The 13,379-nt window shown below is 42.5% G+C and carries 3 protein-coding genes and 4 pseudogenes; 1 reads left to right on the forward strand and 6 read right to left on the reverse strand.

What is annotated here, in order from left to right; translation table 11 throughout:
- Positions 1 to 55: 55 nt before the first annotated feature.
- The 6 genes and pseudogenes from DXA05_RS20860 to DXA05_RS20885 all read right to left on the reverse strand — a co-directional run bounded on the left by DXA05_RS20860 (position 56) and on the right by DXA05_RS20885 (position 10,350).
- Positions 56 to 1,474, reverse strand: a complete 1,419-nt coding sequence (locus tag DXA05_RS20860; protein WP_004323915.1) for a Gfo/Idh/MocA family oxidoreductase — start codon at positions 1,472 to 1,474, stop codon at positions 56 to 58.
- A gap of 61 nt (positions 1,475 to 1,535) precedes the next feature.
- Positions 1,536 to 1,780: pseudogene (locus DXA05_RS20865) on the reverse strand (hypothetical protein).
- A pseudogene (locus DXA05_RS20870) lies at positions 1,777 to 3,071 on the reverse strand (Gfo/Idh/MocA family oxidoreductase). Before DXA05_RS20870 ends, DXA05_RS20865 begins: the two co-directional pseudogenes overlap by 4 nt.
- 39 nt (positions 3,072 to 3,110) lie before the next feature.
- Positions 3,111 to 4,118 (reverse strand): family 43 glycosylhydrolase, encoded by a 1,008-nt coding sequence (locus tag DXA05_RS20875; RefSeq protein WP_008023316.1) that lies wholly within the window; start codon positions 4,116 to 4,118, stop codon positions 3,111 to 3,113.
- Positions 4,119 to 4,174: 56 nt separating this feature from the next.
- Positions 4,175 to 8,190, reverse strand: a pseudogene (locus tag DXA05_RS20880) (two-component regulator propeller domain-containing protein).
- A gap of 99 nt (positions 8,191 to 8,289) precedes the next feature.
- Entirely contained in the window at positions 8,290 to 10,350 is a 2,061-nt protein-coding gene (locus tag DXA05_RS20885) for an acetate--CoA ligase (RefSeq protein WP_004302563.1), read from the reverse strand.
- 936 nt (positions 10,351 to 11,286) lie between these two features.
- Here DXA05_RS20885 and metG point away from each other — a divergent pair.
- A pseudogene (gene metG, locus DXA05_RS20895) lies at positions 11,287 to 13,324 on the forward strand (methionine--tRNA ligase).
- Positions 13,325 to 13,379: the final 55 nt, after the last annotated feature.

Genomic DNA, 13,379 nt, shown 5'->3' on the forward strand with positions numbered 1-13,379 from the left:
TTAGTCTTTCCCACTCCCTTATATTCGAAGAAGAATGGAAAAGGCTATTTTCTATTTATAATTTATAAAATTCATCCCAACCTTTACGCGGTGGAAGTCCCGCCAACATTGCATTAGCAAATTCATTATTTGTAATCTGCTTCGTACGAGGATCAAAGAACAACTGTGTATTAAGTCGTTGAGCCATCACACCCAGTGAGAATACCTGACTCAACACACCATTGATTTCGAACGGAGAACGCGTCTTTTCAATACCGTTACATGCCAACAAGAAGTTCTCGAAGTGATTGGAAGGACTTTTAGGAACTTTCGGCAACTTGTCTGCCATCTCTTTTGCTTTCTCCTCCGGAATAATAGACAAAGTACTTCCATGACTACCACCCTTGAAAATCAAATCCTTAGTATAAATGATCTTTCCGGGATTCAACTTAGATTTCGGAGTATCTCCCTGATTAGTTACCGGAATGTTCGGATCTAGTCCCGAAACTCCATAACCGGCAGGAATAGGAGGAAGATTATCCAGACCATCATACCAGGTAATATCTACCGGTGGCATTCCTTTACGTTGTGGGAAACGGAAGAGAATCGTGGAAGAATATGGGAAGAAATAATCATTATGCCCTTTTGCATATTGCATAGTGACTTCGTATGGCAATCCCAGTTCCAGGAATTCGTGAGCCGTGTCGAGGATATGTGCTCCCCAGTCGCCCAATGCACCCATACCAAAATCATACCAACAACGCCATTGTCCCAAATGATAATCCTTATTATACTCGTGATAAGGAGTAACTCCGAGCCAAGTGTCCCAGTCCAGATCTTTCGGCAATTGCTGACCGGAAGGAAGTTTATAAATATTAGTGTCCCATTTATGCCAACGGCGCGGGTTATTCATGTGGGCAGTGATAGCAGTAACGTCTTTGATAATTCCTGCATCCATCCAGGCCTTAAACTGAAAATAGTTTGCTTCAGAATGTCCCTGATTTCCTACTTGAGTAACCAAGTTCGGACGTTTAAGTGCAGCTTGCATCAATAGTTCCGCTTCATAGAAGGTACGCGCCAGCGGTTTCTCTACATATACGTGCTTTCCGGATGCCAAAGCCAGCATACTGATCGGGAAATGCGAATGGTCGGGAGTAGCAATTGCTACAGCATCAAATTCGTTACCGGCCTTATCAAACATTTGGCGGAAATCCCTAAACTGTTTGGCTTTCGGATATTTAGCCATTATCTTTTGTGTATGTTTGGCACCCATGTCTACATCACATAAAGCCACCACTTCCACCATACCTGTCCGTGCAAAGTCTTCAATAATCTGCTCTCCGCGGTTACCAATGCCGATATAAGCAATCTTCACTTTGTCACCTCTTCCTTTTTTAGGTGAAGCAGTTTGCGCATGTAATAAATCACCGGTTCCCAATGCCAATCCGGCTGAAGCCATCGACATCGTTTTCAAAAAATCCCTTCGTGTTACCATAAATTATTTATTTTCATTGATATTGATTAAGTTCTTTATTTTTAAATATGCAGAAGAACTATCAACTCCTGTTCTTCTTTTTAAATAGTGCTTGCATTCCATAAAACAAGAGACGCAAAATCCCCCAGAAAGCATAAAGCACAAAAGTAAATATAATTATATAAAAATAGACGTTATCATCTCCGTAAATGGTGCATGATAAGCAATAATTGCATAAAGATGTAGCAAATTAGATACTACGAAACAAACGAGTAAAGTGATTAACTCTATTTTCTTACGTCGTGCGGTTACAATCGTGTCTTTCATATTGCTTCGGGTGTTTTTACAGATTGATGGTTCAGATAGTCTATTTTATACTCATCAGGGAAATAGAGTGTCCGTTCTTCTTCCAATGCCTGATGACCCAACAAACAGAGCATACTTGCATAATATCCTTCTTCCGCGATGTTTTTAGGTTGTTTTTGTGTTATGACGGCCTCAACAAAAGCTTCCAACAACAATGATGTACCATCGCTCTTGGGACGTTCTCCGATAATAAATTCTCCTTTGTTTTCGTTTGCTGTTTCCGGTGCCCAGCTTGTTCCGGCAAAAGGCAGAGATCGAATACCTTGTTCTCCCAGTCATTCACCATTTGCAGGAAGGCCGGTGCAGGAGCTACACTCTCAAAGTAATATTTTCCCTTTTCCGGTTCTACCGTTCCGAGATTACCCATGATCTGTTCTTCCAATCCATAGAACTTATTGGAAATGACAGAGTCAAATGTCATCTTTACCCCATCATCAAATACATATACACAACTCACATTGTCATACACATCTCTGCCGTCCTTCCAATAAGTGATGGCACCGTGTCCCATTACCTTTTCAGGAATCTTACGTAAAGCCCAACTTCCGATCTGAAGTTGATGGCAAGCGAGTTCCGTCATCAGTCCTTTTGAGAATTCTTTGTAAAGACGCCAATTTATCAGGCGTTCCAAATTGGGTGAAGGTACCGAACGTCTCCAATCCCCATTCCGATTCCAGAAAGTACGGATGGCATTTATTTCGCCAAAGGTACCTGCATGAATCATCTCCATTGCTTTAATGTAACGAGGATCGAACAGACGCTGTTGTCCTGTGAAGAAAATCTTTCCCGTGCTACGATGCTTCTGATACATACGGTAACACTCTTCCATCGTGAAACCTATTGACTTTTCACAGAACACATGCTTTCCTGCGTCGAAAGCATCCAATACGATCTTACAATGCGAGCTAAGAGGAGTAGCTACGAGTATAGCATCTATCGACTTATCTTCCAACACTTCCCGGTAGTCACCATACACTTTGGCATTAGGTGCAAGTTTCAATGCGTTCTCAATAGACGGTTTATAAATGTCGCACAATGCTACAATATCGACTTTGGGGTTCTTAGCTAAAAATCCCATTAAAAACCGTCCCCGGGAACCAGGCCCGATAATTGCCAGACGACACTTCTCGTTTGAGGTGTTCATCACCTCCGAAAAAGCAGAAAGCCAAGGGCTTGCTGCAAGAAGAGTGCCAGCCCCGGCTATGCCTAAATTCTTTAGAAAATCCCGCCTGCTAATAGGGGTATGTTTCATGCTTGTGGTATTTAAGATTATAATTGGTTTATTTGAAAATCAGTTATTAAATACAGGTGCTTTTTGTGTTTCGTAAGAAGGAGATCCTCCCTCTACGTAAGGCCAACCTTCTTGGTCCCACTTGATCTGGTCCAACAACAGAATACGTCCGTTCTCCGGAGTTGATCTTGAAAATCCATGATACAGAAGCCAGTCTTGTCCGGCATCATCCTGAATAATCTGCGAACCGTGCCCATTGCCTACAAAATGATCATTCGCACCTATCACCAAAGAATAACCATTTTTCAACATCGGTTTACCAGTCTTGTCTTTGTACGGGCCCCATACTTTCTTGGAACGTCCCACTACGACTTTATATGTACTTTTCACTCCTTGACAACAACTTCCTATGGAGGCAAACATATAATAATAATCGCCGTGCTTATGGATATAAACAGCTTCAAAAGCAGTTCCCGCTATTCTCTTTTTTTTCGCTCCCGGCATGATTGACAGCCCATCCGCAGTCAGTTCAATAACATATATTCCCCGGAAGCTGCCCCATACCAAATAGTTTCTCCCCTCATACTGCAGGAGACTGGGATCGATCGAGTTCTGTACACCAATCTCATTGCTACGAAACATCTTGCCATGATCCGTAAAAGGTCCCTGCGGAGAGTTGGCCGTAGCTACCCCAATTCCGCACGTTTGTTCTCCTCCCCACACCGACATTGCATAATAAAGCACATATTTACCGTTAATATAATTAATGTCAGGTGCCCAAATTCCAGCTTTAGGTTCAAACCTGGGACGAGTTTTATTCGTGAATGCAGTGTTGCAATACGTCCATTCCACCAAATCTTTCGACTTCATGATCGGAACGTTTCTGGTAGATTCGGTAGCATACACATAAAAATAACCATCTGCAGCTTTAATCACCGTAGGGTCGGGCATGGCAATATCTACAACCGGATTCTTATAACTCACCGCAGACTTTGTCTGTGCTCTCCCCTGCGAAAGACAAGCACCTATCATGAATACGAAAACGAACAAATTTACATACTTTTTCATCAAATCATTCCTTTAAAAGCTCCTTTTTACCTTATCTTTATAGCTATAAATTAATATTAACTTACAAAATCTTTGGGTAACACTCCAAATTGCTTCTGGAAACACTTGGCAAAATAAGACGGAGAATTAAACCCTACCATATAGCAAATCTCATTTACCCGATTTTCTCCCTCTTTCAATAATTGAGCAGCTCTCTTTAAACGCTCCAGACGAAGATATTCATTCGGACTCAAATCCAAGACGCCCTTTATCTTCCGATAGAAATTGGAACGGCTCATATTCAGGCTATCCGCCATATCATCCATGCTAAATTCCGGATTACTATAATTCACTTGGATAACCTCATTCAACTTCTTTATAAAATCTTCGTCAGCTTTTGTCAACGCCATCGTATTGGCAGCCACAAAAGGAGACTGTGCAAAAGCCTTACGTAGTTTCTCTCTATTCTGAATAAGGCTGGAAGCACAAGCCTGCAAATATTCCACAGAGAAAGGTTTCTCCAGATATGCGTCTGCTCCCAATTCCATTCCCTCTATCTTAGACTGGATATTCGTCTTCGCAGTCAACAGTATAACGGGAATATGACTATAATTCAAATCTGACTTTATTCTCTTACATAGTTCAAAACCATCCATCACAGGCATCACAACGTCACTAACCACTAGATTCACATAATTACCATCCAACACTTGTAACGCTTCCTCCCCGTTAGTAGCAGTCAATACAGCATATTCTTTCGATAGCTGACGCACTACAAAGGCAAGCATATCCGGATTATCTTCCACAACCAGCACTGTAGGACGGTTATCTTTCTTTTCCGCCTCTCCAGCAGGAATTTCGCTCATCTTGTCCATTCCTGCTTCCGGTTCCGGTGTTAAAGTGATTGTCATATCCTGAACTATCGGCAAAGTCAGACAGAAGGTATTATTTTCTTCCCCTTCTCCCATAGCCAGGGTTCCTTGATGCAGTTCTGCCAATGAACGGGAAAGAGCTAAGCCGATTCCTGTTCCAGTAGTCACTTTTCCGTCTTCTTTTTCATTAAAACGAACGAAAGGTTTGAAAATTTCCTCTTTCATCTCATTAGGAATAATTACTCCATCATTCTCTGTACGAATACGGAATGAATTATTATCATCCGCTTCCGACACCTCCAAAAATATATGTACGTAGCTTTCAGCATACTTCACCCCATTGTTCAACAGATTACTGATAATCTTCGTAAACGCCTCCCGGTTCACATGTGCATAAAAATCCTTTTCAGGCACTTGCAAGGTGAATTCCAAACCTTTCTGTTTGGCAAGGGAAGTGAAACGCACATGAGTCTCTTTCAGTACCTCCGTTACATTGCATTTCGCAAAATTCAAGCGGAATCCCTGACTTTCCGTTTTACGGAAGTCAAGTAACTGGTTAGTCAGATTCAACAATCGTTCCGTATTCTGCTTCATTACATTCAGGTCTTCCCGCGTTTCCGCATCGACCTGTTTCTTCAATATAATGTTTTCCAACGGACCTTTAATCAATGTTAGCGGTGTACGTATCTCATGGGCCACATTCGTAAAGAAATCAATCTTTGCATGGTAAACTTCACGTTCCTTCTCCTGCTCGAATTTCTCCATCTGTCGTCGATGTTTGCTATTACTGCGTCTCTTGAAATACACAACAATTTGTAAAGAACAACCGATAATCAGCAAAGCATACGCACAATACGCCCATATAGAAAGATAGAAAGGAGGAAGAATATGTACTTCCAATACCACTTCATCGTCACTCCATACTCCATCACTATTGGCAACTTTCACCCGGAAGGTATAATCACCATATCGAAGATTGGAGTAGGTAACAATAGGGCTTTCACCAACTGTCAACCAGTCTGTATCAAAGCCTTCCAACTTATACATAATCCGACTTGTCTTAGGAGCCTGAAAATCCAGCGCGGCTACACGGAAAGAGAAAGAATTCTGATTAGACTGGAGAACAAGCTGGTCAGAGAAAGTGATACTCTTTTCCAACGGAGAGCCCGGTTCACCAGCATATACTTCCTTTCCAAACAGAAAGAAATCAGTAATTACAATAGACGGGAGAAACTTGTTCTCGGAGAAATTCTTGGGATTAAAGGCTATAAAACCATCGATGCTACCCAAATAAATCGTACCATCCTCAGTTTCAAAGCTTGAACGATAATTAAACTGGTCGCCCAACAAGCCATTGGAGGTGGTATATACCTTCATCATTCCGGTAGTAGGTTGAAAGCAGACCAAACCGTTATTAGTTGTCAACCACAAAAATCCTTCTTTGTCCTCCACAATCTGGTATACAACATCGTTCGGCAGTCCGGCCGACAAATTATAATTGGCAAATGTCTCCGTATCCGGCTGAAAACGACAAAAACCTCCTCCTTGAGTAGTCAACCAGATTTGTCGGTGAGAGTCTTCAAAGATACTTAATACCTTATCATACGGGAGACTCTTCGGGTTATTTTCATCGTGCAAATAATTCTTCCATTTCTTTTCACTCACATTGTAGCAATAGGCTCCATTAGCATAAGTTGCCAACCATAGATTTCCTCCGGAGTCCTCCTTTATGTCATACACAAACCGACCGTTCAGTTCCGGTATCCGGTCGAAATCATCAGACTGTTTATTATATCGGAGCAAGCCGAATAAAGTTCCCAGGTAAATATCACCGGTCGTTGTGCAGCAAATAGAGAAAACACTATTATCTATCAATGAACGGGGAGAATCCGTTTTCTGATAGGTTTTCACGATAGCTCCCGTACGCGTATCTACTACTTTCACTCCTTTTGAAAAGTTCCTACCCAAAGATGATCTCCAATTAAACATAAACCATGCACATTGGTAAAAGCACTACTGGGCGTAAAGAAGGAGAATGTTTTGGTCTTGGGGTTGAAACGGTTCAGACCACCGTCCTCCGTACCAATCCACAGGATACCTTGATTATCCTGACAGAACTCACGTACTCGTTTCCCACGCAAACCATTATCAGTCCCTTTGGGATAATATTTCTCGAAATACGTATAAAAACGAGGATAGTAATTCACACCGCCAAAATAAGAGCCAATCCAGATACCACCCTCGCGATCCTTACACAATGAATAAATAGCATTGTCGGATAAAGAATAAGGGTCGTTGATCGAACTGCGCAAATGAACATACTTACCCATTCGGAGATTATAAATATAGAGTCCCGATTCTGCACCAATCCACAATTCATTGTCAGAAGCAACCAGCAGTTCACGACAAAAAACAGACTCTCCACTTTCATCTTTAGAGAGTAAATCATGCAGTTTGTTAGAGGTCAGGTTCAGCTCTTTCACTCCTCCTTTTAAAGAGCCTATATATAGACAATTATATGCTCCTTTCACCAGGCCTATCACGACATCATTCTCATAAGTTTTTTGATCGTCTACAGGTGAGACATAAGGATGAAGGGTTTGCAAACGGTCTTTCGAATAGAAAAGTCCATCGCCATAGCAGCCAATCCAAAGGGTTCCGCTATTATCGAAAACAAAAGACTGGACATTGGTGGAGATAAAAGAAAAGTTCTTCAATGTGTGGTTCTGGAGTGTTCCTTCCTCCAGATCATAACAAAATAGTCCCTGCGACTCTACCGCTACCCAGACACATCCTTTGTTGTCTCCGGAGATTGCAGTTACGGTATGCTCTATTTTCGTGTTTTCTGCGCTCAATTCAGCAAAATGCCGGAAAGAATCTTTTTCCGGATTATAGATATAAAGTCCTACATCCGTACCTACCCAGATATTTCCTTTTGCATCCTCATAAAGAGCTGTGATAAAATTATTACCAATGCTCCGCCGTGTGCGGTCATCGTGTTTGAATTTGCGGAATGACAAACCGTCATATCTATTCAAACCATCTTTCGTGCCGAACCACATAAAGCCCTGCTTATCCTGCAAAATCGCATTGACCGTATTTTGAGATAATCCGTTCTGTACACTAAGATTTTTGAAATAATAATGCTCGTCCGCCATTTGAGCATGGCAGCCGATCTGATAGCCAATTAAACAGATTAAAAATATGAGAACTTTCTTCATAAACATACGTGTTTTCTATCCTTCCGTTTGAGTTACCAAATGTAGGCAAAATCACAGCGGAAAGATAGTAAATATGTCTCAATGAATGAAAGAATAGTCCTATTTTTCTATTCTGATACGCGCGTCAACTGCTACAACGGCCTTTTCTGTTGCTAAGAGCGGATTTATATCCATTTCTTTGATCTCTGTAGCGAAACGTAGTAAAGTGGACAAACGGACAATAATTTCAGCAAATTTATCTTCGTTGACTCCCTTTTGCCCACGTGTTCCCTGAATGATTTTATAAGCACGCAAAGAATGAATCATTGAATAAGCTTCTTCGTAAGAAAGCGGAGCCAAACCGGAAGATACATCTTTCAGCACCTCCACAAAAATACCTCCCAAACCACAAAGTACCACGTGACCGAACTTCTCTTCATATTTTGCGCCAACAAACAGTTCCGTACCTTTCAGCATCGGCTGTACCATAATTGCTCTTGCATCAGGTATCTGCATCATACGATCGAATTCCAGTGCCAGATGTTGCTCACTTTTAATGTTCAGAACGACACCGCCGACATCTGATTTGTGCACAGGACCAACCACTTTGGCAACTACCGGAAATCCGCACCGACGGGCAAAAGCTACTATCTCCTCTCTATTATCGGAAACAAATTCATCTACCAACGGAATACCGGCAGCATGCAACAATGCCTGTACATAATTGGGAGCGATATAACCATCCTCCGGAATCGAATCAATAATACGACGAATCCTCGGAACGTCCACTCCGAACAATTCTATTTCAGGAACTGCCGGTTTAGGAGCATTGACGATACGTGAAAGGGCAGTACCCAGGGTCACTTCGTCTGCAAAATTCACATGCCCTTTTGCCAGAAAGGCGGAAACCTCCGCTCCGGCTGTATTAATGGAAGGAAGAATGGGAAAAATCGGTTTCTTGCAAGTCTGCATCTTTTCGTGAAGCACATCATACATTTCAAACATAGTAACCAATCCCGGAGTTCCAAAGATGGCCATCATGGCGTCTATATTGTCAAGCTTTTCCTCGCAGTAGTCAATGCAAAGGCGCAGATGTTCCGGTGTTCCGGTAGCCAGAATATCAATAGGATTCCCGACGGCAGCACCAGGGAATAGTTGGGCTTTTAGTTCCTCGGCTACTTCTCCCTCCAGCTTAGGCACATTCAGTCCGCCTTTACTCAAGGCATCTGTCAGCATCACTCCCGGGCCTCCGGCATGAGTGATAATGGCAAAATTCTTTCCTTTCAATTCGGGTAAAGTAAACACGCAACCTACGGTAGTCAATTCCTCACGAGAGAAACAGCGCACAATCCCTGCTTTACGGAACAAAGCCTCTACTGCCGAATCGGAACTGGCGATTGCTCCTGTATGGGAAGATGCCGCCCGGCTTCCGCTCTCCGAACTTCCGGCTTTGATTGCCGCAATCTTGCACCCTTTTCTAATCAAAGACGAAGCATGGAATAACAACCTGTCCGGATTCTGAATACTTTCAATATAGAGTAGTTTCAGATGAGAATCTTTTTCGGGATCGAAGTTCTCATCCATAAATTGCAATACATCTTCCACGCCGATCTGCTTGGCATTTCCCACCGACCAGACTGAATTGAACTGCAAACCTTTTGTTACGGCACTTTCGAGAATAAATACCGCCGTAGCACCGGAGCTGGAAATCAAGTCCACCCCTTTGGGGTTTAAGTTAGGAATCGGCTGGCTGAATACACTATGATGCCATGTATTCATCAATCCGATGCAATTAGGACCAATCAGTGAAGCGCCGTATTTATTAACTGTTTCCAAAATACGTTCTTCCAACAGCGCCCCTTCGTGGGTTTCTTCACCAAAACCAGCCGAGAGTATAATAAATGCCCTGGTTTGTTTCTTGCTAGCCAATGTTTCCACCATATCAGGACACATCGAAGCAGGCACAGCCAACACCGCCAGATCTGTGTCCGGCAGATCATTCACATCCGCAAAGGCGGGAACTCCCTGCACTTCCTTTTCCTTCGGATTCACCGCCCGAAGTTCTCCCTGATAACCTCCGTTTATCAAATTCTTTAATATTGCGCCACCCGGCTTATGCACATTATTCGATGCCCCTACTACGACAATGCTTTCAGGACGAAGCAACTGGGTTGTTATCATATCATGCTTTGGTTTTCGTTTAACTTAGGTACAAATATATTCTTTCTTACGAGAAAAAAGAAAGAAAAAGGGGAGAAATATAGATGGAAATAGATGATAAAAGAGGAAATGAGCAAGAAATTATATAGATTATACTGACTTATTGAAATGCAAAGCTATAATCTTACCATGTAATTCTTATCATTAGAACAGAATATTACTTTATGCAGAAAAAATAGACATAAAACTCATACAGAATCAAAAATATACAAGATGAGTCCGGAGTATATTGGAAAACTTGAAGGATAAGCAAGTTGCATAATCCATATTCACACAAAACAGACTTTAAATCATTCGATTCAACATCAAAAAGGCAAAATTCCTAATTTCAGGAGCAGATTATTGCAAATATAAGTTCAAATAGAAACAACTCACATGTTACCTATTCGACAGCAACCAGCACAAAACAAGTATTCTAAATACCCTTTTGTCCTTTCGTTTAAAAGCAAGGAAGCACTTCTCACTGACCAATAAACCGTTTCTTTAAAAGGAACGAAGTCTTCCTTTAAAAGAAATGATTCATGATTCTATCAACAATCATGAATATTCACTCATTTGTATTCAAGAAAGATGACTTATTCCGCATATTCATACAGTATTTTATACGTCACTTCTTTTATTAGAATACAGTTTAGATACTCCTAATCTGTTTCAATCTTAAAAATAGAACATAATAGAAAATATAAAAATACCCCGATACAAATTGGCTATTTTCTAGCCAACTTATATCAGGGTAAAACACTTTCTTTTTACCTGTTTTTTTATTACGAAACGTTCCTGTTTCATTCTGTGACCACTTTTCAATGAAATAATCTGTGTTAATCCGTGTAATCTGTGGTGAAAAGTCATTATCTTTGCACATTACAAAGTTGAAAACAACAAAAATCACACTATATAATGGAAAAGAAATTCAAAAGAACCACCGTCACATCGGCACTGCCGTATGCGAACGGTCCTGTCCATATCGGTCACTTGGCTGGTGTATACGTACCGGCAGACATTTATGTGCGTTATCTGCGTCTGAAAAAAGAAGATGTATTATTCATCGGAGGTTCGGACGAGCACGGGGTACCTATCACGATTCGTGCCAAGAAAGAAGGAATTACTCCGCAGGTGTAGTAGACCGTTATCATTCGCTGATAAAAAAATCATTCGAAGAATTCGGTATCTCATTCGACGTGTATAGCCGCACCACTTCGCCGACGCATCACCAATTGGCTTCGGATTTCTTCAAAACATTGTACGATAAAGGCGAATTCATCGAGAAAACGTCTGAACAATATTACGACGAGGAAGCAAAAACATTCCTTGCCGACCGTTATATCACCGGAGAATGTCCCCACTGCCATTCCGAGGCGCTTACGGCGACCAATGCGAAAAATGCGGAACCTCACTTTCTCCTACGGATCTTATCAACCCGAAAAGTGCTATCAGCGGCAGCAAACCGGTAATGAAAGAAACCAAACACTGGTATCTTCCTCTCGACAAGCACGAAGGATGGCTGCGCAAATGGATTCTGGAAGATCACAAAGAATGGCGTCCCAACGTATACGGCCAATGCAAAAGCTGGCTCGACATGGGACTGCAACCACGTGCCGTGAGCCGTGACCTCGACTGGGGTATCCCTGTTCCTGTAGAAGGAGCAGAAGGAAAAGTGCTTTATGTATGGTTTGACGCACCTATCGGCTACATCTCCAACACCAAAGAACTTCTCCCCGACAGCTGGGAAACATGGTGGAAAGATCCTGAAACCCGCCTGATCCATTTCATCGGGAAAGACAACATCGTGTTCCACTGCATCGTATTCCCCGCCATGCTGAAAGCAGAAGGCAGCTATATCCTGCCGGACAACGTGCCGAGCAACGAATTCCTCAATCTCGAAGGAGACAAAATCTCCACTTCCCGCAACTGGGCTGTATGGTTGCACGAATACCTGGCGGACTTCCCCGGCAAACAGGACGTACTCCGCTACGTACTGACCGCCAACGCACCGGAAACGAAAGACAACGACTTCACCTGGAAAGACTTCCAGGCACGCAATAATAACGAACTGGTAGCCGTATACGGTAACTTCGTGAACCGTGCAATGGTATTGACTCAAAAATACTTCGACGGGCGCGTACCTGCACAAGGTGAATTGACCGACTACGACAAGGAAACGCTGAAAGAATTTGCAGACGTAAAAGCAGAAGTGGAAAAACTGCTCGACGTATTCAAATTCCGCGACGCACAGAAAGAAGCCATGAACCTGGCACGTATCGGCAACAAATACCTGGCCGACACCGAACCGTGGAAACTGGCAAAAACAGATATGGAGCGTGTAGGTACCATCCTCAACATCTCCCTGCAACTGGTTGCCAACCTTGCCATCGCTTTCGACCCGTTCCTGCCGTTCAGCTCGGAAAAACTCCGCAAAATGCTGAACATGGATACTTTCGAATGGTCTGAACTGGGACGTGACAACCTTCTGCCTGTAGGTCACCAGTTGAACAAACCGGAATTATTGTTCGAAAAGATTGAAGACGCTACTATCGAAGCACAAGTACAAAAATTGCTCGATACAAAGAAAGCAAATGAAGAAGCCAACTACAAGGCTAATCCTATCCGTCCGAACATCGAATTCGACGATTTCACGAAACTGGATATCCGTGTAGGTACCATTCTTGAATGTCAGAAAGTGCCGAAAGCGGACAAACTGCTGCAATTCAAGATTGACGACGGACTGGAAACACGTACCATCGTATCGGGTATTGCCAAGCATTATCAACCGGAAGAACTGGTAGGCAAACAGGTTTGCTTCATCGCCAACCTTGCTCCGCGCAAACTGAAAGGTATCGTCAGCGAAGGCATGATTTTAAGTGCCGAAAACAACGACGGCAGTCTGGCAGTTATCATGCCGGGACGTGAGGTGAAGCCGGGTAGCGAAGTAAAATAAAGATTTCCAATTGCGCATACAGTATAGGCGCAATTGGAAATAACTAATTAGCTTT

The organism is Bacteroides sp. AM54-2NS (assembly GCF_003602935.1).
GTDB lineage: Bacteria > Bacteroidota > Bacteroidia > Bacteroidales > Bacteroidaceae > Bacteroides > Bacteroides xylanisolvens.